The sequence below is a fragment of the Vibrio cincinnatiensis genome, assembly GCF_022113815.1.
Lineage (GTDB): Bacteria > Pseudomonadota > Gammaproteobacteria > Enterobacterales > Vibrionaceae > Vibrio > Vibrio cincinnatiensis_A.
In genome coordinates this window covers 35,189-58,193 of the sequence record NZ_SGOM01000001.1, presented here as the reverse complement: position 1 = coordinate 58,193, position 23,005 = coordinate 35,189, and the positions used below count along the sequence as shown (strand labels likewise).

Sequence of the window (23,005 nt, the reverse complement as noted above, 5' to 3'; positions counted from 1 at the left end):
AAGAAATCTCATGGATTTAGTTTTTATTAGTGCAGCTTTCATCGTTGGCTATATTGCACAAAAGTGTCACCTTCCTCCTCTTGTTGGCTTTCTTATTGCAGGCTTTGGCCTGAATTTATACGGTGTTGAATCAAATCAAACATTAGCGACACTGGCAGACCTCGGTGTCACCCTGATGCTATTCACCATTGGGTTGAAACTAGAGGTGAAATCACTGCTCGAAAAAGAAATTTGGGCTGGAGCGACGCTCCACAACCTTCTCTCGACAGGGGTATTTACACTCGCATTAATGGGGTTTAAATACCTTGGCTTAACGAGCCTCAGTAGTATCCCTTTCACCAGTTTACTGCTCATTGGATTTGCTCTCTCTTTCTCCAGTACAGTCTTTGCGGTTAAATCACTGCAAGAGAAAGGAGAAATGAACTCAACCTATGGCACACTCGCTATTGGTATTCTGGTTATGCAGGATATTTTTGCGGTCATCTTTTTAACTGCATCAACCGGTAAATTACCTGAATGGTACGCGATTGGATTGTTTTCGCTGCCCTTATTACGCCCTCTACTCTTTCGTCTACTAGAAAAAGCCGGCCATGGTGAGTTATTAGTCTTATTAGGAATTTTCCTTGCCCTTGTTGTCGGAGCTGGAGGTTTTCAATTAGTCGGTATGAAACCCGATCTTGGCGCGCTGATCTTAGGTATGCTACTTGCTCAGCACAGTAAAGCTTCCGAACTTTCTAAAGCTCTTTTTAACCTCAAAGAATTATTCTTAGTCTGTTTTTTCTTAAATATTGGGCTGGCAGAAAAACCGACCTTGACAGGCTTCTTACTGGCGATGGTGTTGATGATTCTGCTTCCACTGAAAGGTGCGCTGTATTTTTGGGTACTCAATCGATTTCATTTTCGAGTACGAACCTCGCTACTCGCCTCACTTTCCCTCTTTAACTTTAGTGAATTTGGCCTGATTGTTGGAGGTTTAGCCTTTAAACTGGGATGGTTGCCTGGCGATATTCTCGTTGCTATCGCTGTCTCACTTTCATTCCTCATTGCCGCCCCCCTCAGCCGTAAAGGAAATGAAATTTATCAGCACACGTCATTATGGTTTAAGGACCCACAGCCAGAAACCCTTAACCAACGTGATTCTGTGATTAATCCAGGCGAAGCTCAGGTCATTATTCTTGGCATGGGAAGAATTGGCACGGGCGCGTATGACGAATTTTACGCTCGCTATGGCAATATCTGCCTAGGTGTTGAACTACGTGAAGACGCGGCGAACCAACACCGCAATGAAGGACGTAATGTGATCAGTGGTGACGCGACAGACCCTGATTTTTGGGCTCGAATTCTACACACGGGCAAAGTTAAAATGGTACTTTTAGCCATGCCGCACCACCAAGCTAATCAAATTGCACTCGCTCAGCTCAATAAACGACGCTTCACTGGACAGATAGCAGCAATAGCAGAATATCCCGACCAAATGGAAAACCTGCTTAACGACGGAGCGCATGCGGCCTTTAATATCTACAGCGAAGCAGGAACAGGCTTTGCTCGTCATGTGTGTGACCACTTACACCCCACATTTACACGATATTAATACTCGTCTTTATGGCTAACGAAAGTACACAGGTTAGCCATATGCTCTTTTTCTCACCGAAATATAGATAACATCTAATAAAATCCCACTTTTGTTAGATATTATCTACCACTTCCCTTTAAATTTAAATCTTTCACCAAAGATAGGTTGCCTTTTTTAACCAAAGTGGCAAATTGTATTCATCTGCTTAAAACTCGTCTCATTAAGGAAGTTGTATGTGTTCAATCTTTGGTATTTTAGATATTAAAAGTGACGCGAGTGCATTACGCTCAGTTGCATTAGAAATGTCTAAGAAACTTCGTCACCGTGGCCCGGATTGGTCAGGGATCTACGCATCAGAACGAGCCATTCTTGCTCATGAACGCCTCGCCATTGTGGGCCTTAATAGCGGTGCTCAGCCCCTTTATAGCCCAGATCGTAATGTTATCTTAGCGGTCAACGGGGAAATCTATAACCACAAAGAAATTCGAGCTCGCTACCAAGATACTTATGATTTTCAAACCGATTCTGACTGCGAAGTCATTCTTGCGCTGTATCAAGACAAAGGCGCTGAACTACTAGAAGAACTCAATGGTATTTTTGCGTTTGCTTTGTATGACCAAGAAAAAGATGTCTTCCTTATTGGCCGGGATCATATCGGGATTATTCCACTCTACCAAGGTCATGATGAACATGGAAACTACTATGTCGCTTCCGAAATGAAAGCCTTAGTACCTGTTTGTAAATCTATCAGTGAATTTCCTCCTGGTAGCTACTTTAGCTCAACCGACTCTGAACCACGCCGTTATTACGTTCGAGATTGGAATGAATACAGTGCAGTTAAAGATAACGTAAGCAGTAAAGAAGAGCTAACTCAAGCTTTAGAAGCGGCGGTTAAACGCCAATTAATGACGGATGTACCTTATGGTGTTCTCCTTTCTGGTGGACTTGATTCTTCCATCACTTCGGCTATAGCTAAACGCTTTGCTGCAATGCGTATTGAAGACGATGAACAGTCTGAAGCTTGGTGGCCACAACTACACTCTTTTGCTATTGGGTTAGAAGGTGCGCCGGATTTGAAAGCCGCACGTGAAGTTGCAGAAAAAATTGGTACTGTTCACCATGAAATGACTTACACCATTCAAGAAGGTCTAGATGCAATTCGTGATGTGATTTACCACATCGAGACATATGATGTGACCACCATCCGAGCCTCTACCCCTATGTTTTTACTTGGTCGTAAAATTAAAGCGATGGGAATTAAAATGGTGCTTTCTGGCGAAGGGGCAGATGAAATATTTGGTGGTTACCTTTACTTCCATAAAGCTCCTAATGCTCAAGAATTTCATGAAGAGACGGTGCGTAAGTTACTTGCATTAAACCTCTTTGACTGTGCGCGAGCCAATAAATCTCTCGCAGCTTGGGGCGTTGAAGGGCGAGTTCCCTTCTTAGATAAAGAGTTTATTGATGTTGCAATGAGACTCAATCCTGCAGACAAAATGTGTGGGAACGGTAAAATGGAAAAGCACATTTTACGTGAATGTTTCCAACATTATCTTCCTGATTCTATTGCTTGGCGTCAGAAAGAGCAGTTCTCTGATGGCGTTGGCTACAACTGGATTGATACATTAAAAGCAACAGCAGAAGCAAAAATCAGCGATCAGCAGATGGCAACAGCAAAATTCCGTTTCCCTTACAATACCCCGACCACGAAAGAAGGATATGTTTATCGAGAGATTTTTGAAGAGCTATTTCCTTTGGAGTCGGCTGCTCACTGTGTGCCAGGTGGCCCTTCCGTTGCCTGTTCATCAGCAAAAGCCGTAGAATGGGATGAGTCATTTAAAAACTGTATTGACCCTTCAGGCCGCGCAGTCAAAACGGTACATAACGAAGCTTACTAAAGTGGTCATCAGTGAGTGAAAAATAAAGGCGCATTGTGCGCCTTTATTCTATAAGTAACACTCTTATTATATTGATATTTAACGATTAGTGAGACTTAAGCTCTAAGTGTTTATTCTCAATACTGATCATCACAGGTTGGTTAATCATTTTTACCAGCATGATTGAACGAGTATCACCATCAGGTTCTTGGTAGATCGCTTTAATGCCACAAAACTGCCCGCTTTTCACTTCAATTTCTTGTCCTGTACGTGGCATCTCTTGCTGACAATACTCTTTCGCTAATCGGTCTAATTGCTTAAGTTCATCCACCAGTTCATTGGGTAACACTTTCGGTTCAGGGCCAAAGCGAATAAAATCCACGACCCCTCTTGTTGAACGTACCGTGGTAAATGTCGGCCCTTGTTCATAATCAAAACGCACAAAAATATAAGAGGGAAACAAAGGCTCTGTCACCATCTTCCTTTTACTACGGATAATTTTTTCCACTTCAATTTGTGGGTAATAGCACTCGACATCTTGATTTTCAAGGTGCCCTTTTGCTCTTGCTTGTTCGCCTCGCTTACAGTAGACCAAGTACCAGCATTTCATTTTCTAGCCAACCTATTTTATTTTTATATACCTAAACCTTTTCATCAAAGCACACACAGTTAGAAAAAGGGCTTGGGTATACAATTAATTAACAAAACACAGCCAGCAAGTATCACACGAATCAATGTATAACGAAATACATCCATATCAAAAATACAATCAAATATGAAATGTTAGTTTTCGCTTTAACCACACAATAGAAATCATCTAAAAAAGTTATTTATTTCATAAAGATAAGCAAGTTAGTATTAAAAACCAGCAAATGTTCACATTGCAGACATATACACTTAGCGGTATACGTATTGCTCCATTGCACACACTGGTGCATGGCTTTTCCTAAATCGTCGAACGACGAATTAGAGTAAAAATAAATAATACATGAATAACGTCTCCCCTTGCAGTCCATTTATTTACTCTCTGCCGTAAGAGAAATACCCGCAAGTTATTGAGCGATCACAACAGGAAACCCCGTATGTCATCTGACTTGAATATATTCAAGCAACCTAAATCTTTCTATCTGATTTTTTCTATTGAATTCTGGGAGCGCTTTGGCTTCTATGGGATGCAAGCCATTTTAACTGTTTATATGGTTAAAATCTTAGGCATGAATGAATCCTCCTCATTTGTTCTATTTGGTGCTTTTTCTGCACTGGTTTTTGGGTTTGTCGCCGCTGGAGGCTGGATTGGCGATAAAATTATCGGGACCAAGCGGGCCATTACTCTTGGTGCCATCATTTTAATGGTCGGCTATCTTCTTTTAGGCCTTTCAACCACCAAAGCACATTTAGGTGGTGAAACGCTCATCTATATTGCTATGGGATTTATTACCGTTGGAAACGGATTATTTAAAGCCAACCCATCAAGCCTATTATCTAAAGCATACGAAGATAATGATCCTCGCCTTGATGGGGCTTTTACCATGTACTATATGGCTATTAACCTTGGTTCATTCTTCTCAATGATTCTAACGCCAATGGTCGCAGAACGAGCGGGGTATGGGATGGCTTTCGGTGTCAGTGCTATCGGGTTAGCCATTACAGTGATTAACTTTATGCTGTGCCAAAATATGCTTAAAAAAGTGGGTTCACCAGCGGACCTCCAACCAGTAAAAAAAGGTCGTTTAAGTTTAGTGGTTATCGGTTCATTGATAGCCAGTTTGGTTTGTAGTTACCTATTGCAGAACTTATTCTTCGCCCACCTCATTTTGGTGATTGCAGGCCTAACGATTGTAACCTTCTATTTTAAAGAAGTATTTTCAATGACAGGCATCGAGCGGCAGAAAATGTTAGTGGCTTTTGTGCTTATGCTACAGGGTATTGTTTTCTTTACCCTTTACTTCCAAATGCCAACATCGCTTAACTTCTTTGCCATCCATAATGTAAATCCAAATTTATTGGGTTTTCGTTTTGAGCCTGAACAATTTCAAGCTCTCAACCCTTTTTGGATTATGATAGCCAGCCCCATATTGGCAATCTTGTATGGCAAACTCGGCGAACGTTTTGCTATGCCTTTTAAATTTGCAATTGGCATGGGCTTATGTGCCCTCTCTTTTCTGGTTTTATCGTGGGGAACAGGATTTGCTAATAACCAAGGAATCATCAGTGCAAACTGGCTCGTTCTAAGTTATGCATTCCAATCTATTGGCGAGTTATTAGTGTCTGGGCTTGGTTTAGCGATGGTTGCCCAATTGGTTCCACAGAGAATGATGGGGTTTGCAATGGGTATGTGGTTTTTAACCTCAGCAACAGCAGCTGTTGTTGCTGGCTGGGTGGCCAGCTTAACTTCCGTTCCTGAGCACGTTACGACAGCGCATGAATCTCTTGCTATTTATGGTGACGTATTTGGAAAGATTGGCTATATCACGGCCGGAATTACGGTTATCACATTCTTAATTGCTCCGATGCTGACAAAAATTTGCCAAGGCAATATCGACGTGAGTCTCGAACCTGCTGAAGCTTAATTTTATTGGCTAGGATCTTCAAAAGCCTCGTTGAGGAGGCTTTTGAACTTTTCACTCATATGCCTCATGTCTAACGGCAATGTGCATTAACTAGCTCGGTCATCATAGCAATATGAGCGTCAGAATCGTTCAAACAAGGCACATAGTGAAACGCCTCACCACCAGCTTCAAGAAAAACCTGCTGATTCTCCCCTGCAATTTCTTCCAATGTTTCCAAACAATCCACTGAGAAAGCCGGGCAAATAATATCGAGTCGTTTTACTCCCTGTTTAGGAAGTTGCGCCATGGTTTGATCAGTATAAGGTTGCAACCACTCTTCTTTTCCAAATTGTGATTGATAGGTCATCATAATTTGGTCGCTGGTTAATCCGAGTTCCTGGGCCAACAAGCGTGTCGTTTGCGTACACTGCACAGGATAAATATCCCCGTTATCCGCATAACGTTTAGGAATGCCATGATAAGAGCAAACCAATTTATCACCTCGCCCATTTCGATCCCACGACTCACGAACTTGATCAGCTAAAGCTCGAATGTAGAGAGGATGATCATGATATTCTTGAATAAATATCAACTCTGGTATAACGGCTTGTTGTTTCATTACCTGAGCTAAGCCATCAAAAACAGCCGCAGTGGTGGTTGCTGAATACTGAGGGTAAAGCGGAAGAACAATAATCGATGTTACGCCTTGCTCATAAAGGGCTTCAATACCTCGTTGTAAGCTAGGCTCACCATAAGTCATCGCCAACTCCACAGGTAACGAAAGTTGCTGTTGTAGCTTTGCTTGCTGCCGTTTTGAATAGACCATTAGTGGCGAACCCTCATCCATCCAAATAGACTGATAAAGTTTAGCCACTTTCGGTGAACGACTGGGAAGAATGATTCCATGCAATAATGGACACCACAACCAACGGGTTAAGTCGACAACGCGTTTATCGTGTAAAAATTGGCTTAAGAATTGTTTGACGGCTTTTGGGGTGGGGGCTTGTGGTGTCCCTAGATTTGCAAGCAAAACCCCCCATTGTTTACGGTTGTGCATCACGTCCATTCATATATACCTTTTTAATCACGATAGAAAGAGTAAAAAAAGGCGACCCTAAAGGTCGCCTAACTCATTTATATTGGAAAGTCTGCCAATCATGCAAGTGCTTTTTCAATATCGGCACTGACTTGAGCAACTTGCTTCGTTCCATCAAATTTCAGATATTGAGTATTGCCTGCTGCCGCTTCTTTACCATAGTATTCGATCAGCGGAGCCGTTTGTTCGTGATAAACACCTAAACGAGCACGTACAGTCTCTTCTTTGTCATCATCGCGCACCACTAAATCTTCACCAGTAACATCATCTTTACCAGCCACTTTTGGTGGGTTGTACACAACATGATAAGTACGACCAGAAGCAAGATGAGCGCGACGCCCAGCCATACGCTCAACAATCACATCGTCGGCAACATCAAACTCGATCACATAATCAACTGCAATCCCCATGGCTTTTAAGCCATCAGCTTGAGGAATAGTACGAGGGAAACCGTCAAGCAAAAAACCTTTCTCACAATCTGACTGAGCAATTCGCTCTTTGATCAGGCCTAAAATGATTTCATCAGACACTAGTTGACCAGCATCAATCACAGACTTCGCTTGTTGACCAAGTTCAGTCCCCGCTTTGATAGCAGCACGTAACATATCACCAGTGGAGATTTGTGGAATACCATATTTCTCCATGATGAATTGAGCCTGTGTGCCTTTACCAGCGCCTGGAGCACCTAGAAGAATGATGCGCATGTTTAATCCTCTTTAAGAAAATAATTTTATACCGAAGCTCACAATACTTTCACTGAAAAACGATAAGTTTCGGTATAAGGAGATAAAATTGAATTTGCTTAAGCAAATGGGAGTGAGAAACCTATTTGGCAAACTCACCTATTCAAGCGGATAATTCTACCATAAAAAATGGCTAACAACGGAACCTAAGACTAAAGAATACTTATTGAACCCATTCTTTTGGCTCAAAACTTTGCAAGAAGCTAAGTTCCAAATATAAATAGTGCGCAAGCCCACCTAGCATAGGCTTGCGCTTAAACTGACTATTCTACCTTAGTCAATAACTGATTGATGGCTGTCACAAATTGGGTCGGATCTTCCATAGAACCACGCTCAGCCAACATCGCTTGCCCAAGTAAAACTTCCACCCATCGACCGAAAGCCTGCTCATCCGCTTCGTCCGCCATCTGTTTTACCATCGCATGTTCTGGGTTAATTTCGAAGATATACTTCACTTCAGGCACAGCTTGCCCTGCAGCCGCAAGCAACTTCGCCATTTGTGTCCCCATTTCACCATCATCCGTCACCACTACCGCGGGCGTTGATGCTAATTTAAAGGTAGTGCGAACCTCTTTAACTCTCGCCCCCAAATACGTTTTCACTCGCTCAACGACTGACTGAAACTCTTGCTCAGTCTCTTTGTGCTTCTCTTTTTCTGTCTCATCATCAAATTGGCTTAAGTCTAAACCCGCTTTGGTGATCGATTGGAAGGACTTACCATCAAAATCGGTCAAATAATTCATCAACCATTCATCAATGCGATCAGACATCAATAAGACTTCGATCCCTTTCGACTTAAATTGCTCCAAGTGTGGGCTATTTTTCGCCGCAAGATAGCTATCAGCCGTTAGATAGTAGATAACCTCTTGCCCTTCTTTCATCCGTTCCACATAAGAAGCAAGGCTGATCGTTTGTTCTGAACTATCAACATGAGTCGAAGCGAAACGTAACAACCCCGCAACCTTTTCACGATTAGCAAAATCTTCTGCCGGGCCTTCTTTCATCACTAAACCAAACTCTTTCCAGAAGGTTTGGTATTTATCGCTATCATTGTTTGCCAAACGCTCTAACATCGTCAGCACGCGCTTAGTACATGCATTACGCAAAGACTGAGTAACTTTATTATCTTGCAAAATCTCACGAGAGACATTGAGCGGCAAATCATTTGAGTCGATTAAACCACGTACAAAACGTAAGTATGAAGGCATAAATTGTTCTGCATCATCCATAATAAAGACACGCTGAACATACAGTTTCAAGCCATGTTTATGATCTCGGTTGTACATATCCCAAGGAGCTTTCGCTGGAATATATAACAAGCTGGTATAATCATTTTTCCCTTCCACCTTGTTATGGCTCCAAGCCAGTGGATCAGCAAAATCATGAGAAACATGCTTGTAAAACTCTTTATATTCTTCGTCACTGACATCGGATTTAGCACGCGTCCATAATGCTTGTGCTTTGTTAATCTGTTCCCACTTAGACGCACCCGTTTCTTTCCCTTCATCATCACGCTCAGGTGTTTGAATATATACAGGAATACCAATGTGGTCTGAGTATTTTGAGATAACCTCACGCAAACGCCACTCCGACAAGAACTCTTTGCCCTCATCACGTAAGTGCAGCACGATATCCGTCCCTCGGGTCGCTTTATCTACCGTCTCGACGGTATACTCCCCTTCACCTTGTGAATGCCACTGAACCGCTTGATCTGCTGATAATCCAGCAGATCGGCTGCGTACTGTTACAGCATCGGCCACAATAAATGCAGAATAAAAACCAACCCCAAATTGGCCAATGAGCTGGGAGTCTTTAGACTGGTCTTGAGAAAGTTTTGAGAAAAATTCAGCCGTACCTGATTTTGCGATCGTACCGAGGTGTTCTATCACTTCATCTCGACTCATTCCGATACCATTATCAGAAACCGTCAAGGTGTTCGCCTCTTTATCAAAAGAGAGCTTAACACCTAAATCTGCATCACCTTGATACAAATCTGGATTTGATAAAGCTTGAAAGCGCAGCTTATCCGCCGCATCAGAAGCATTAGAAATCAGCTCTCGCAGAAAGATCTCTTTATTTGAATACAAAGAGTGAATCATTAGATGAAGTAGTTGTTTTACTTCAGATTGAAAGCCACGAGTTTCTTTGTTGTGGGTTGCAGTATCGCTCATTTTCGCTCCGTAACATCATATCAAACCCTATCAATAAAACTGAAAAGGGTAGGAAGAACATCGATTTGCTATTAACATGTGGTTCATGAATGTAAATTCAAGGTCAAAAACCATAAAAACACTGTTTTTTGTGTTTTTTTTGATTATGCTCTTCTAGGTTTCTCAATCTAAAGACCGTACAATCTGTGCTGCTACGTGATCCACGTACATCAAACAGAACCAAAAACATCAAAAATTAGAGTGATTCTAAACTGTTTTTCAGTCGTGAATTCGCTATAGGGATATTACTGATTCGCTGTTCGACCTCCATTTACAGTTCCAAGAGACCCTAATACTAAGTAGGTAAAACCAAACAAGAATCCTTGTTGTCTGGGAATACCCATTAAAAAAGAAGATCTCATGAGTAAATTCGACACAAAATTCATTCTTGCCAATCGGTTTACTTTCGACCCGATGAGCAACTTATTAATTGATACGGACGCGGGAGATGAAGAGATCCGCCTCGGTAGTAATGAAAGTCGTATCCTATTTATGCTTGTTCAACGTCCAAATGACGTTATCACTCGTAATGAACTGCATAATTATGTATGGCGGGAACAAGGCTTTGAAGTCGATGATTCGAGCTTAACTCAGGCGATTTCAACTCTGAGAAAAATGTTAAAAGATTCAACGAAAGCCCCTCAATTTATTAAGACGGTCCCTAAACGTGGTTATCAGTTAATCGCCAATGTTGAATCTATCGAGTCAGAAGACAGCAAAGAAACTTCTGGAGAGGTGGCCCCATTAGACGAGCCAACCACAACATCCATTTTCGTCTCAGAACCTGAGCCAGTTCATGAAAACAGCGATGTTGAATCCAAAACAGACACAACGAAGTACCACTTTGATATCGCAGCAAAAATTCTACTCGTTTGTGCACTTATTTTACCTTTAATGGCTTTTTTATTGACAGTGCCTCCTGCATCAAAATTTCGCCGTTTAGCCGTTATGGATCAAGTTGCCATCAGTACACCGATTAATCATCCGGATCTTTCGTCTTGGCTGCCTTTAATTGAAACATGTGTAAAAAAATACCGCGCGGTTCGCGGTGAAGAAATCTTTCTCAACCTAAAAGAAGTTATCGCAACGGGAGGAGAGAGTAATCAACTGATGTTAAATTACATCCATACGCCACGCTTTTCAGGTGAGAACATCACGTTAAGAATTTTTGCCAATGCGAATAACACTGAAAAAGTGTGCCAGTGAGGAATAAATTTATGATGAAGAAAATCGCTGCACTGCTCCTTTTAATTTCCGCTATCGGCAGCCTATGGCTCTACCAACAGAGCGAAATTAAACTTGAGAAAATTCTCTGTTCTCGTGAATGGCAGTCGAAAATGGTGACCTTAATCGAACGTAAGTTGGCCAATGACTCCGTAGGCCCGTTACACCGAGTAGATGTCCTTTCGAATGTGAAATATTTACCCAATGGTAGCTACTTACGAGTATCCATGGTTAAACTCTATTCTACAGAACAAACCGTCGCAGAAAATATCATCAACATTTCCGAATCGGGTGAATGGAGCATCAGCGGCAATTATCTGCTTATCTCCCCCATTGAGTTTAAAGATGCCTCCTCTGCTTACACTAAAGACTTTACCCCTGAGCAATTACAACTTATTACTCAATTATTTAAGGTGGATGCACAGCAAAGCCGACGGATTGATGTTGTTAATGATAAAACTTTGCTATTAACCAGCCTAAATCACGGCTCAACCGTCTTGTTTGGTAATGGATAATTATGAAGGGCACTCGTCACGTGCCCTTCGTTTTTAGAGCAAACGCGTTTGTGCTAATACCTTTTTATCAAAACTATAAACCGTTAACCAATCGCCTTCTAACATGCCATAGCTTGCCACGCCATCATTACGAGGAAAAGTTACCGAACCGGGGTTGAAATGGTAAATTCCCGCTTGTAACTCGGCGATAGCAATATGCGTATGGCCTTGAATACAAACGTCGCCGCTTTTTAGTACTGAACTCTGAAATTTAAGGTGCCCATGGGTTAGCAATAACCGACGTCCAGATTCTAATAACACCCAAGCACAATCACTCATCATAGGAAAAGTGAACAGCATTTGATCAACTTCACTGTCACAATTTCCTCTTACCGCAATAATTTGTTGCGCATATTGATTCAAACATTCAGCCACTGCGGGTGGGTTATATCCAGTTGGGATCGGATTTCTCGGCCCGTGGTTAAGTAAATCTCCCAGTAGAATAAGCGTCTCTGCGCCTGACTCGTGAAACGCTTGAATGGTTTTCTCCGTTGCAGGTAATGAACCATGAAGATCTGATGCAATAAATAATTTCATCTGCTACCTCTAATCTATAACCCAACCATTGTACGAGCTTAAGCCGTGAGCGTCATCACCATGACTCACATCATCAACATCATGAAACAAGGATAAAACTTGAACCCCTTAAGGGATACACATAAGCTGAGTATCCCTTAGTGCAAATAGCGCGAACAACCATGCAAGGAGGCTTTATGAAAATACTCATAACCGGTGCCACAGGGCTTATTGGACGGGAGTTAACCAAGCAGTTAATGACGCACGATTTGGTCATCTTAAGCCGAGATATTCATCGAGCAAAACAGCAGTTGGCTCATGTCCATGATCAAAGACTCTCTTTTATAGAGACGCTTGACTCACTAAGTAACTTGGATGGTTATCATGCAGTCATCAATTTAGCAGGTGAACCCATTGCAGATAAACGCTGGACTCAATCACAAAAGCAATCTATCTGCCAAAGCCGTTGGTCTATTACTGAGAAATTGGTCGCGCTGATTCATGCTAGCACGTCTCCGCCCTCCGTTTTTATTAGTGGATCTGCTGTGGGTTACTACGGTAACCAACAAGATCATCCTTTTGATGAAAGTCGCCAAGTACACTCAACACAATTTCCGCATTATGTCTGCGCAAAGTGGGAACAGATAGCACGAAGAGCTGAATCTGAAAGAACGCGGGTTTGTCTGCTAAGAACAGGTATTGTCCTCTCTACAGAGGGTGGCGCATTGACAAAAATGCTTCCCCCCTACCGTTACGGGTTAGGAGGACCGATAGGTCAAGGTGAACAATATATGCCATGGATCCATATGTGTGACATGGTTAGGGCGATCACTTATTTGCTAGAAACGGAGCATGCTCAAGGCCCTTTTAACCTGTGCGCCCCTCATCCGGTCAAAAATCGAGAATTTAGTCGCTGTTTAGCCTCAACACTCAAGCGTCCACACCTCTTATTCACCCCGAAATGGGCGATTCGACTACTAATGGGAGAAGCCAGTATTTTGCTGTTTGACAGCATCCGAGCTAAACCCAAAAAACTAACTGAATTAGGTTTTCAGTTCACTTATTCACGAATTGAACCTGCATTAAAGCAACTTCTTCAACACCACCACTAGTTGGATAAATCATGACCCGTTCCATTCTTATTACTGGCTGTTCATCCGGTATTGGCTACATGGCTGCACTCGAACTCCACCAACGAGGCTATCATGTTATTGCTTCTTGCCGCGATAGCAGCGATGTCCAGCGTTTACAACAACTTGGACTCACCTGTATTCAATTAGATTTAGCGGATACAAACAGCATAAAATCAGCCGTCAAGATGGCGTTAAGCCTCTCTAACCATCAACTGTATGCCTTATTCAATAACGGAGCTTATGGCCAGCCCGGCGCGCTGGAAGACTTACCCACCGAAGCATTAAGAGCACAATTTGAAAGTAACTTTTTTGGGTGGCACACATTAACAACATTGTTATTACCTCATTTTCGTCAACAAGGTTATGGACGAATTATTCAAAATAGTTCCATCTTAGGTTTTGCGGCAATGAAATATCGAGGGGCTTATAATGCATCAAAATTTGCCATTGAAGGTTGGACAGATACATTGCGTTTAGAACTAGCCGATTCCAATATTCATATCAGTTTGCTTGAACCCGGCCCGATTAACACTCAATTTAGAGCCAATGCCTTACATGCGTTCACCCATTGGATAGACATCGATGCCTCGTTTCATCATCTCGCTTATCAAAAACAGCTATCTCGTCTTGCCCAGGAAGAATCGAACCATCCATTTGCTCTTCCAGCTCAAGCCTGCCTGCCACCTTTGCTTCATGCTTTAGAATCGAAACGGCCAAAACTGCGCTATCGAATCACATTCCCAACCAAACTCTTTTCCGTTCTCAAGCGAATCATGCCCGGGAGAGTACTGGATAAATTGCTCAATAAATCAGCGTAAATGGCGTTTTGTCATTAATCCGTCATATTTTTTCGCCATAGTAGTCGCCACATTCACTACGGCATTGAGTATAGACCAATGACATTAAATCAATGGAATTGGCTCGGTGTCACTTTAGTTTTGACACTGCTAATTCTTTTTTAATCCTTCGCTTATGAGCGACTGAGAACACACAAAAACACGATTGATGCGTTTTTGTGTGTTCCATAACCGCAAATTGAAAACGATAAACAACTATCTTAAACAACACCTTGAGATTTATCGTTATCTCCCCCATTCTTTGTCTATATTCATAGATAATAAGGAATAACCATGCACTCACCTCATAGTATCGATGTTAATCAACACAACTTTCGTGACGTATTAGCAGACTCGGTGAACCAGCCTATTTTATTTTATTTCTGGGCTCCAATGAGCGATGAAAGTGCCCAACTTATCCCTCAATTACAGCAACTGGCCCTGCAATATGACGGCGCATTCCAGCTAGCCACCTTAAACTGTCAAGAAGAGCAGCAAATTGCTGCCCAATTCGGTATTCAAGCGCTCCCTACCATCGCTTTATTTATCAACGGGCAACCCGTTGATGGATTGGGTGGGCCACAACCGATTGAGGCAATCAAAGAGATGTTAACCCGCCACTTACCGAGCCAAGAAGAACGTACGGTACAACAAGCACTACAAATGGTCAGTGAGCAACAATATGCTCAAGCTTTACCGCTACTGATGGGGCTCGATGAGCAATGGAGAAACAAGGGAGACGTTAAACTGGCTTTAGCAGACTGTTTACTGGCGAGTCGACGATTTGATGAAGCAAAAGAGATGTTATCCGCCATCCCTCTGGAATATCAAGATGGTTATTACAAACGCTTAATTGCCCAAATAGAATTGTATGAGCAAGCCGCCGATAGCCCAGAAATCCAAGCACTTGAAAGCGCTCTAATAGAAAACCCATCTGATGCCCAAATGGCAAATGAACTGGCCAGCCAATATCACCAAGTTCAGCGAGATGAAGAAGCCCTTGCGCTATTATGGCGTTTTCTACAAAGTGACCTCAACACACTAGAGGGTGACATGAAAAAAACGTTTATGGATATTTTAAATGCTCTGGGTCAAGGTAACCCTATTGCTAGCCGCTACCGTCGTCAGTTGTATTCTTTACTTTATTAATAGCCATTTAATTTATCGTGCCACCCCATGAGCATCAGTACGAATGTGAATGGGGTAAATCGGCGTTATCCATGCCACCATAGATTGAAGCCAAAAGAAATGGCGCCAAGTTAATAGATAAAATCATTAACGAGATAGCCTAATTTCATACCACAGCCTCCACTTTTAAATAAGTTACCTTGCCTGCCTCCCTACTCTACTGCACAATCGTGCCATTCATACCTCATTATTCTGATTATTCATATCAATCCACAAGGATACGTCATGGCTATTGACTCTCTTATTACAATTGGCGTGTTTGTCGCCGTTGCTATCAGTTTTATTATGTCGGCGGTTAAAACCGTCCCTCAAGGCAAACATTGGACAGTAGAACGCTTTGGTCGTTATACCCACACATTAAAACCCGGATTAAATATCATCATTCCATTTGTTGACCGAATCGGACAAAAAATCAATATGATGGAAAGAGTCCTCGACATCCCCGCCCAAGAGGTGATCAGTAAAGATAACGCAAGTGTTGTTATTGATGCGGTCTGTTTTGTGCAAGTCATTGATGCTGCCCGTGCCGCGTATGAAGTCACTGATTTAGAGCATGCTATCCGCAACTTGACCCTGACCAATATGCGAACGGTACTTGGCTCAATGGAACTGGATGAAATGCTAAGTCAGCGAGATATGATTAATACCAAATTATTATCCATCATTGACCAAGCAACAAACCCATGGGGAATAAAGATCACTCGTATTGAGATAAAAGATGTTCAACCACCAGCGGACCTCACTGCTGCAATGAATGCACAAATGAAAGCAGAACGAAATAAACGTGCAGAAGTATTAGAAGCTGAAGGCGTTCGTCAAGCACAAATCTTACGTGCAGAAGGACAAAAACAGTCTGAAATTTTAAAGGCTGAGGGTGAAAAACAAGCGGCAATTCTACAAGCTGAAGCCCGTGAACGAGCAGCAGAAGCGGAGGCTAAAGCAACCGCTATGGTATCGGAAGCCATCGCACAGGGAGATATGCAAGCCGTCAACTACTTTATTGCCCAAGGGTATACCGAAGCATTAAAATCGATTGGTCAGGCAGAAAACGGGAAAATCATCATGTTGCCACTGGAGGCCACGGGATTAATGGGTTCTATCGCTGGTATTGCAGAGATGTTTCAACATTCAACAGATAAAGGAAATCAAGCTTGATTGATTGGTTAACACAATTCAACCATTGGCACTGGTTGGCCTTAGGTTTGGCATTACTCGCTGTGGAGCTACTGGGCACTGCAGGCTACTTTCTTTGGTTAGGTCTATCCGGCTTATTGGTAGGCATATTGATGTTATTTATCCCCATCGGTTGGCAGCTGCAGTGGATGACGTTTGCGAGTTTCACGTTACTCACCACTTGGTTATGGTGGCGTCGTCAGTTTAAAACAGACCAAATTGGCGACAGTCAGCGATCTTTAAATCAAAAAGAGAAACAGCTTATTGGTCAACGAATAAAAATAACCGATGATGTAAAAGCCAATGTCGTCACACGAATACATCTTGCAGATAGTACATGGTCAGCAATAAGTGAAGAAGATATTCGGGCTGGTAGTATCGTCGAAGTTATTGATCTTGATGGCATTACTCTTAAAATTAAGCACTACCAACCTGTAGAGAAATAGCCTCGATCCCTCTACATAACCTGAAGTGCTCAATCAGAACATTAGCTTAACCTTTACCGCCATGGGCCAGTCTAGATCTCAGCCTCATTGAGCGACAACCAATACGGTGATAGCTTCACAAGTAAGCAATAAGTAAGAAGAACCGGCCCCCCTTGTTCTTCTTACTTATCCATTGTTAATTTGAATCTACATCCACTTTTTTCATACAACATGATTTTTGAGAGGAAGGATAATGGTACAGATTATCTAAAATAGGGCATTCGGAGCCACTGTCACCAGGACACTCTCGAATCCACGATTGTAATTGTGATTTTATCTGTTCAAGTTGCTCAATTTTGCTTTCAATATCTTGTACTTTACGCTGAGTTTTTTGCTTAATTTCTGCACTGGTTCGGTCTTCTTTTTGTGCAAGTTGTAATAAAGAGGCGCACTCTTCTAAGCTAAATCCAACCTGCCTAGCGCTAGCAATTAAACGCAATGGTGCCAAATGATGTTCCGAATAATATCGGTAACCATTACTGCCTCGTTCAGGAGCAGCAATCAACCCTTTGGATTCATAAAATCGGATCGATTTGGCACTTAATCCTGTTACTTTTGCAACATCACGAATTTGCATATTATTCCTATTACTGGCTTATCGCCCAAGATAGAAAAGCTTTACGCTGTGCTTCATCCAGTTCAAGATAAACCTGTTGGATCATCTCAAGTTTATCTATCTCAAGGCTAGCCCCTGTAGCGCCCTTTTCAACACGAGAAGCGGCCACAGGACGAGTCAATGCGGATCGATGAATAGCCGCTTTACTTTCTGTGCGGTTAAATTGAGTCAGTTCTTTACGATAGTCCCCCATTAAACCAAAGGAGCGGCCAGGAATAAAGTCTTGTTCTATCTCCAATGCCCCTTGTCTTAATTCGATGTCTAAAGCCGGATGGCGGTCAAACTCTAGTGCATTGCCTTCATTGCGGATAATCATGGTGGGAGCAAGGTTTAACTTACCCTCATGACCAGAAATTTTCACAACCATCAAAGGTGATTTGTATTTGTTTTTTTTCCCTGACATAGGTATCACTCGCTCCGCTCGAACCAATAGCTGATGCTCTCCCGGCTCTAATGTCAGCTCTGAACGGTGCCCAAAAGTAAATCCTTCCGATTCACCATTGACAGCCAACAATTGAATATCACGATCAAAGGTCACGTCAATATTGGCATAACTGCCTACCGAAATAGACAGTAACGATGCCAGCAAGCTAATAGGTAATAATTTCATAGTCTATCCTTCAAAATAAAATGGCGAGCCTAAGCTCGCCATACTCTATAACAAAAATTCACGCTTTGCTTAGAAGTAATACTCTACACCCACTGAGTACTCATCAAAATCCGCTGATTTCCAGCGTGCGCCTTCATAATCCGAACCAAAATCTAAAGTACGTGCACGAGCATACAGCACCGCTGATGGGTCAACAAAGTATAGCGCTTGTACAGATAACACATCGTCATCCGAACCTTTTAGCTTATCGCCACCCACTTTAAGTTCTTCATTCTTCGCATAACCGACTTTGAACTGCCAATCACCCGTTGTATAAGCAACACCCGCAGAGTAAGCATTTTGCTTCTCTTTATCGCCAGCAGAAGGTTTCGCTTCCATCATCTTATACTGAGCGTAGAAAGAAAGGCCATTATCAAACCAACCTTGCACGCCAAATAGGTAAGCATCGTTATCCCACTCAGTCTCTTCTTTGGCTACGTCACGGTTGCCTTCATAGGCTAAATCAAATTGGAAAACTGAAAGTTTGTAGTGTGCCGCTGCGCCCATCCAGTAATCTTTACCGTCACCTTTTTGTGCGCCATCTTTACCAGCTACGCCATAAGCTAAGTTCAGAGATAGTTTGTCAGCAAAAGCTGGCGTATCCCAGCGAATAGTGTTGGAAGCACGGTCTTGGTGTTTAGTACCACCGATCGCACCACCCCAGTCAAACACGTCACCCAAGCCTGGGTTAGAAGCCGGCCAGTCAACCAATTCATAGAGTGGTGACAGAACGCGACCTAGACGAACCATACCGTAGCTGTCATGCTTAAAGCCAACGAAGGTATCACGAGCCCCCCATTCAGAACCTGGGTCAGAGAAAGATGGGTCAACATAACCCGCTTCGATTTGCCAAATAAAAGTAGATTCAATATTTTTGAAATCTTTCTCGCCACGGAAACCAATGCGAGATTCGTTGTTAAACTGAGTACCACCTAAATCATCATCTTTTGCTTTATCACCTGAATCATAATCACGATAAGCCGCTTGCAGTGCGATTACTCCATAAACTTCATAGTTTGCGGATTCTGCTGCCGAAACGCTAAATGCTGCACCAGAAGAAAGCAGAGTAGCAACGGTCGCACCCAATAAAGTACGTTTAAACATTTTGTCCATGGAAAACTCCTAAAAATAGAGATAGCTGTTTTGTTTTTCTCCCCAAAGTTGGCCGCCGAAGGGAGAAAACTTTTCCTTGTATGAGAACCCCATTAAGAGCCTCATCGCTGTCTGTCTACACGCTTGTGTATCCATGCCTTAAGACTAACTATCACGGATAAAACATCAATCAGAACTTAATTTTTAACTAAAAAAATATGACCCAAGGCAAACTTTAGGCCAGTAAGTGATCAAGATCTAATTATTCAAATGAGCACTTAACAAACAAATAAAGTACTTTAAAATCAAATAATTATAAGTTATTAAAATCATTTAATTGAAGTCACTCGCATTGATATACAAAATAAGGTGACAAAAAAATCCGAGCATTTCTTTTTATTGAAGATAAATCGCCTATAACCAATCAAGTTATTTTCAACAAATAAAAAACCTCAGCCTATAGACTGAGGTTTTTTATAACGATGAAATACTCTTTATCGGATCAAATTAATTAAATCTTGTTCTCCTAAGATCTCAATCCCTAACTCTTGAGCTTTGGCCAATTTTGAACCTGCAGCTTCACCAGCAAACAAAATATCCGTATTTTTAGAAACGCTTCCAGTCACTTTGGCCCCCAACGACTGTAGTGCCGTTTTCGCTTCACTTCGTGAAAGTTGTGATAACGATCCTGTCAGTACTACTATTTTTCCAGCCAATGGCTGTGGTTCTTCATCACTTTTTGGCTCGATGACTGGCCAACTAATTCCTAAAGCCAATAACTCTTTAACCACCTGTTGGTTACTCTCTTGACTAAAAAACGCTTGAATGTGACTAGCGACCACCATTCCAACATCTTGCACCTCAATGAGTTGCTCGGTAGATGCCTCCATGACAGCATCTAAAGTACAAAAATGCTGAGCGAGATTCATTGCTGTAGCTTCCCCCACTTCACGAATGCCGAGCGAATATAAAAAGCGGGGCAATGTGGTTTGTTTCGATTTTTCTAAAGCTTGAGTAATATTCTGCGCTGATTTAGGCCCCATTCTTTCCAGAACGGTCAACTCGCCTGCTCTGAGTTTAAACAGATCAGCTGGAGTCAATACCATTTCACGATCAACCAATTGTTCTATTACTTTATCTCCGAGCCCATCAACATCCATGGCTTTACGCGAGACAAAGTGCTTGAGCGATTCTTTGCGCTGAGCTTGGCACACCAACCCACCAGTACAACGAGCAACGGCTTCACCAATCACACGTTCAATATCGGAGTGACAAACCGGACACTGCGAGGGAAAAGATATTGATCTCGCTTCATCACTTCTTAGCTCGGGCACAACCGCGACGATTTGTGGAATTACGTCCCCTGCACGGCGAATAATCACCGTATCGCCGATCATGACGCCTAATCGCTCAATTTCATCGGCATTATGCAAAGTGGCATTACTCACAGTAACCCCTCCGACAAATATCGGTTCAAGTTTAGCGACTGGAGTAATGGCCCCTGTTCGCCCAACTTGAAACTCAACATCATTGAGCCGAGTCATTTCCTCTTGAGCAGGAAATTTATAGGCAATCGCCCAACGAGGAGCTCGAGCCACAAAACCCAACCGTTCTTGCAAATGAACATCATCGATTTTGATCACCACCCCATCAATTTCATAAGGTAATGCACCACGTCGCTCAACGATATTTTGGTAGTATTCTTTTACTTGCGCTAAATTTTCAACCCGTTTTGCCTCAGGACTAATGGGTAATCCCCACTGTTTTAATTGTAAAAAACGCTCATAATGGCTATCCGCTAACGTTCCACCCTCTACCACCCCGACACTATATGCATAAAAGGCTAATGGTCTCTTAGCGGTAATGCGAGAATCCAACTGTCGTAAGCTTCCTGCCGCCGCATTACGTGGGTTAACAAAAACTTTTTCCCCTTTCTTCAGCGCTTGTGCATTCATTTGCTCAAAACCGGCCTTCGGCATAAAAACTTCTCCACGCACCTCAATCCGTGTCGGCCAACCAGTGCCGCGCAATTTCAAAGGGATAGATTTAATGGTCCGAACATTTTCCGTTATGTTTTCGCCTGTTGCACCATCGCCACGAGTTGCGGCTTGTACAAGCACACCATCAACATAGAGCAAACTGACCGCCAACCCATCTAATTTCGGTTCACAGCAAAATTGTGCTTGCTTTGCTGCAGCAACACGTTCGCTCATACGACGGTAAAAACTGTCTAGCTCATCCTCTTCAAATGCGTTGTCGAGTGATAGCATAGGCAACTCATGAACCACCGGCTCAAAACCTGATAGTGGCGCACCACCCACACGTTGGCTAGGCGAATCGGCTGTGATCCATTGGGGGTTCAGTGCTTCAAGCTCTAATAGCTCTCGCATGAGCCTATCGTACTCAGCATCCGGAATGGTCGGGGCATCTTCTACGTAATAACGTATGGCATGCTCATGCAGGGTTTGACGTAATTCTTGTAATCTTTGCTCTACGTGTTGCATCGTTATTCTCTCGAATCATGAAAAAAGGCTCCGAGCTGGAGCCTTTATTAACTATCAATCAGTTAAGCTTGTTTGGCTTTAAACTCTTGGATCTGTTTACGGTATGCAGACAGGCGATCAGGTGTCATTAAGTTTCTTGCATCATCCAAGACATTCGCCCCAAGATCGTCTGCTATTTGCTGAGCCGTTTTTAGCATTAACTTAAAGTTTTGCTCTGGATCACCAAAGCAAGGAAGTGTCATAAAAAAGGAAATGCCTTTTGTCGTAAACAGTGCAGGATCATCATGTTTTAGTGTTCCTGGCTGCATCATATTGGCGACACTAAATAACACTTTCCCCGTTCCGGATAAATCCGAATGACGATGATAAATATCCATTTCTCCGTACAACAGCCCATTTTGTTGCAGGCTATCAAAAAGCTTAGTCCCAATAAATGGCTCTGTGCCAGCACAATGCACGTTCAATACCATCACTTGCAAAGCTTCTTCTGTTGACTCAGGTTCAGATACAGCACCTACCGATGGCGTATCATTTGAAGAGTTCACCTCTGACGGCTCAGACACCGTATTCATCGACATCACTGAGGAAGGCTGAACATCAACGTCATCAGAAAGGTGAACGGGGGTAACCGAAACGTCGGGTTCATAATCAGCAATCAAAGGATCGATCTCATGGTTTGATAGCCCAAAATCGGGTTCTTTACGCTCTTTACGAACCACCTCATCCAACGAAGCCTCTGATGACGACGCATCGTCATGGCGCTCAACCGCTATACGACCAAGAGGCTTATCACCAAACTTAGACTTTCCTTCCTTTTTACTGGTCCAAAGACCATGAAATAGTAAAGCGGCTATCGCTAGCGCGCCGACAATAATGAGTACGAATCGCAATTCCTGCATTTTAAACTCTCAGTTTCTCGGTGTTGATGTTCTGAGCTCTAACGCCTATGACGCACGTTTACCAAGGTAGATTATCGGTTTATTCGGC

Annotated in this window: 20 protein-coding genes; 10 read left to right on the top strand and 10 right to left on the bottom strand. The window is 42.6% G+C overall.

The window, feature by feature from the left end; genetic code table 11:
- The first annotated feature begins 10 nt into the window (after positions 1–10).
- Positions 11–1,591 (top strand): cation:proton antiporter family protein, encoded by a 1,581-nt coding sequence (locus EXA13_RS00255; RefSeq protein WP_238131334.1) that lies wholly within the window; start codon positions 11–13, stop codon positions 1,589–1,591.
- A gap of 215 nt (positions 1,592–1,806) precedes the next feature.
- On the top strand, positions 1,807–3,471 hold the full coding sequence (gene asnB, locus EXA13_RS00250; protein ID WP_238131333.1) for an asparagine synthase B: 1,665 nt from the start codon (positions 1,807–1,809) through the stop codon (positions 3,469–3,471).
- A gap of 85 nt (positions 3,472–3,556) precedes the next feature.
- On the opposite strand, the gene rfaH is transcribed toward asnB, so the two are convergent.
- A complete protein-coding gene (gene rfaH, locus EXA13_RS00245; protein WP_238131332.1) occupies positions 3,557–4,060 on the bottom strand; it encodes a transcription/translation regulatory transformer protein RfaH in 504 nt (167 codons plus the stop codon).
- Between the two features lie 445 nt (positions 4,061–4,505).
- Here rfaH and dtpA point away from each other — a divergent pair, with 445 nt between their 5' ends.
- Positions 4,506–6,020, top strand: coding sequence for a dipeptide/tripeptide permease DtpA (gene dtpA / locus EXA13_RS00240; protein WP_269136818.1), 1,515 nt, complete (start codon positions 4,506–4,508; stop codon positions 6,018–6,020).
- A 70-nt stretch (positions 6,021–6,090) separates the two neighbouring features.
- On the opposite strand, the gene hemH is transcribed toward dtpA, so the two are convergent.
- From hemH to htpG, 3 genes are all read right to left on the bottom strand, one after another.
- On the bottom strand, positions 6,091–7,056 hold the full coding sequence (hemH, locus tag EXA13_RS00235; protein ID WP_238131797.1) for a ferrochelatase: 966 nt from the start codon (positions 7,054–7,056) through the stop codon (positions 6,091–6,093).
- A gap of 98 nt (positions 7,057–7,154) precedes the next feature.
- Positions 7,155–7,799 (bottom strand): adenylate kinase, encoded by a 645-nt coding sequence (adk, locus tag EXA13_RS00230; protein ID WP_238131330.1) that lies wholly within the window; start codon positions 7,797–7,799, stop codon positions 7,155–7,157.
- A 302-nt stretch (positions 7,800–8,101) separates the two neighbouring features.
- Positions 8,102–10,009 (bottom strand): molecular chaperone HtpG, encoded by a 1,908-nt coding sequence (htpG, locus tag EXA13_RS00225; protein ID WP_238131329.1) that lies wholly within the window; start codon positions 10,007–10,009, stop codon positions 8,102–8,104.
- 399 nt (positions 10,010–10,408) lie between these two features.
- Here htpG and EXA13_RS00220 point away from each other — a divergent pair, with 399 nt between their 5' ends.
- Together EXA13_RS00220 and EXA13_RS00215 are read left to right on the top strand one after the other, a co-directional pair.
- A complete protein-coding gene (locus tag EXA13_RS00220) occupies positions 10,409–11,254 on the top strand; it encodes a winged helix-turn-helix domain-containing protein (protein WP_238131328.1) in 846 nt (281 codons plus the stop codon).
- 11 nt (positions 11,255–11,265) lie between these two features.
- Positions 11,266–11,787, top strand: coding sequence for a regulatory protein ToxS (locus EXA13_RS00215; RefSeq protein WP_238131327.1), 522 nt, complete (start codon positions 11,266–11,268; stop codon positions 11,785–11,787).
- Between the two features lie 33 nt (positions 11,788–11,820).
- Here the strand turns inward: EXA13_RS00215 and yfcE are convergent, their stop codons facing one another.
- Positions 11,821–12,363: a phosphodiesterase gene (gene yfcE, locus EXA13_RS00210; RefSeq protein WP_238131326.1), complete on the bottom strand. Its 543-nt coding sequence runs from the start codon at positions 12,361–12,363 to the stop codon at positions 11,821–11,823.
- A gap of 176 nt (positions 12,364–12,539) precedes the next feature.
- Between yfcE and EXA13_RS00205 the strand changes: the two genes are divergently transcribed.
- The 5 genes from EXA13_RS00205 (at position 12,540) to EXA13_RS00185 (ending at position 17,118) form a co-directional block, all read left to right on the top strand.
- A complete protein-coding gene (locus EXA13_RS00205; protein ID WP_238131325.1) occupies positions 12,540–13,454 on the top strand; it encodes a TIGR01777 family oxidoreductase in 915 nt (304 codons plus the stop codon).
- 11 nt (positions 13,455–13,465) lie between these two features.
- Complete coding sequence (locus EXA13_RS00200) at positions 13,466–14,293, top strand: SDR family oxidoreductase (protein WP_238131324.1); 828 nt, start codon at positions 13,466–13,468, stop codon at positions 14,291–14,293.
- Between the two features lie 312 nt (positions 14,294–14,605).
- Positions 14,606–15,460: a co-chaperone YbbN gene (locus tag EXA13_RS00195; protein ID WP_238131323.1), complete on the top strand. Its 855-nt coding sequence runs from the start codon at positions 14,606–14,608 to the stop codon at positions 15,458–15,460.
- 264 nt (positions 15,461–15,724) lie between these two features.
- Positions 15,725–16,654: an SPFH domain-containing protein gene (locus EXA13_RS00190; RefSeq protein WP_238131322.1), complete on the top strand. Its 930-nt coding sequence runs from the start codon at positions 15,725–15,727 to the stop codon at positions 16,652–16,654.
- Positions 16,651–17,118 (top strand): NfeD family protein, encoded by a 468-nt coding sequence (locus tag EXA13_RS00185; RefSeq protein ID WP_238131321.1) that lies wholly within the window; start codon positions 16,651–16,653, stop codon positions 17,116–17,118. Before EXA13_RS00190 ends, EXA13_RS00185 begins: the two co-directional genes overlap by 4 nt.
- 175 nt (positions 17,119–17,293) lie before the next feature.
- Here EXA13_RS00185 and cueR read toward each other — a convergent pair whose 3' ends face one another.
- The 5 genes from cueR to zipA form a co-directional block, all read right to left on the bottom strand.
- Positions 17,294–17,734 carry a Cu(I)-responsive transcriptional regulator gene (gene cueR / locus EXA13_RS00180; RefSeq protein WP_238131320.1) on the bottom strand — a complete coding sequence of 147 codons (441 nt, stop codon included), beginning with the start codon at positions 17,732–17,734 and terminating at the stop codon, positions 17,294–17,296.
- 10 nt (positions 17,735–17,744) lie between these two features.
- Positions 17,745–18,383 carry a DUF2057 domain-containing protein gene (locus EXA13_RS00175; protein ID WP_238131319.1) on the bottom strand — a complete coding sequence of 213 codons (639 nt, stop codon included), beginning with the start codon at positions 18,381–18,383 and terminating at the stop codon, positions 17,745–17,747.
- 69 nt (positions 18,384–18,452) lie between these two features.
- Positions 18,453–19,535 (bottom strand): porin, encoded by a 1,083-nt coding sequence (locus tag EXA13_RS00170; RefSeq protein ID WP_238131318.1) that lies wholly within the window; start codon positions 19,533–19,535, stop codon positions 18,453–18,455.
- Positions 19,536–20,008: 473 nt separating this feature from the next.
- Positions 20,009–22,018, bottom strand: a complete 2,010-nt coding sequence (gene ligA, locus EXA13_RS00165; protein WP_238131317.1) for an NAD-dependent DNA ligase LigA — start codon at positions 22,016–22,018, stop codon at positions 20,009–20,011.
- Between the two features lie 62 nt (positions 22,019–22,080).
- The gene (gene zipA / locus EXA13_RS00160) at positions 22,081–22,917 is read right to left on the bottom strand and encodes a cell division protein ZipA (RefSeq protein ID WP_238131316.1); all 837 of its coding nucleotides are present in this window, start codon (positions 22,915–22,917) and stop codon (positions 22,081–22,083) included.
- Between the last annotated feature and the right edge of the window lie 88 nt (positions 22,918–23,005).

Bases quoted from the DNA above. Each gene is read 5' to 3' on its own strand.
- EXA13_RS00255 (WP_238131334.1), top strand. From the start codon at position 11: ATGGATTTAGTTTTTATTAGTGCAGCTTTCATCGTTGGCTATATTGCA.
- asnB (WP_238131333.1), top strand. From the start codon at position 1,807: ATGTGTTCAATCTTTGGTATTTTAGATATTAAAAGTGACGCGAGTGCA.
- rfaH (WP_238131332.1), bottom strand. From the start codon at position 4,060: ATGAAATGCTGGTACTTGGTCTACTGTAAGCGAGGCGAACAAGCAAGA.
- hemH (WP_238131797.1), bottom strand. From the start codon at position 7,056: ATGCACAACCGTAAACAATGGGGGGTTTTGCTTGCAAATCTAGGGACA.
- adk (WP_238131330.1), bottom strand. From the start codon at position 7,799: ATGCGCATCATTCTTCTAGGTGCTCCAGGCGCTGGTAAAGGCACACAG.
- htpG (WP_238131329.1), bottom strand. From the start codon at position 10,009: ATGAGCGATACTGCAACCCACAACAAAGAAACTCGTGGCTTTCAATCT.
- EXA13_RS00220 (WP_238131328.1), top strand. From the start codon at position 10,409: ATGAGTAAATTCGACACAAAATTCATTCTTGCCAATCGGTTTACTTTC.
- EXA13_RS00215 (WP_238131327.1), top strand. From the start codon at position 11,266: ATGATGAAGAAAATCGCTGCACTGCTCCTTTTAATTTCCGCTATCGGC.
- yfcE (WP_238131326.1), bottom strand. From the start codon at position 12,363: ATGAAATTATTTATTGCATCAGATCTTCATGGTTCATTACCTGCAACG.
- EXA13_RS00205 (WP_238131325.1), top strand. From the start codon at position 12,540: ATGAAAATACTCATAACCGGTGCCACAGGGCTTATTGGACGGGAGTTA.
- EXA13_RS00200 (WP_238131324.1), top strand. From the start codon at position 13,466: ATGACCCGTTCCATTCTTATTACTGGCTGTTCATCCGGTATTGGCTAC.
- EXA13_RS00195 (WP_238131323.1), top strand. From the start codon at position 14,606: ATGCACTCACCTCATAGTATCGATGTTAATCAACACAACTTTCGTGAC.
- EXA13_RS00190 (WP_238131322.1), top strand. From the start codon at position 15,725: ATGGCTATTGACTCTCTTATTACAATTGGCGTGTTTGTCGCCGTTGCT.
- cueR (WP_238131320.1), bottom strand. From the start codon at position 17,734: ATGCAAATTCGTGATGTTGCAAAAGTAACAGGATTAAGTGCCAAATCG.
- EXA13_RS00175 (WP_238131319.1), bottom strand. From the start codon at position 18,383: ATGAAATTATTACCTATTAGCTTGCTGGCATCGTTACTGTCTATTTCG.
- EXA13_RS00170 (WP_238131318.1), bottom strand. From the start codon at position 19,535: ATGGACAAAATGTTTAAACGTACTTTATTGGGTGCGACCGTTGCTACT.
- ligA (WP_238131317.1), bottom strand. From the start codon at position 22,018: ATGCAACACGTAGAGCAAAGATTACAAGAATTACGTCAAACCCTGCAT.
- zipA (WP_238131316.1), bottom strand. From the start codon at position 22,917: ATGCAGGAATTGCGATTCGTACTCATTATTGTCGGCGCGCTAGCGATA.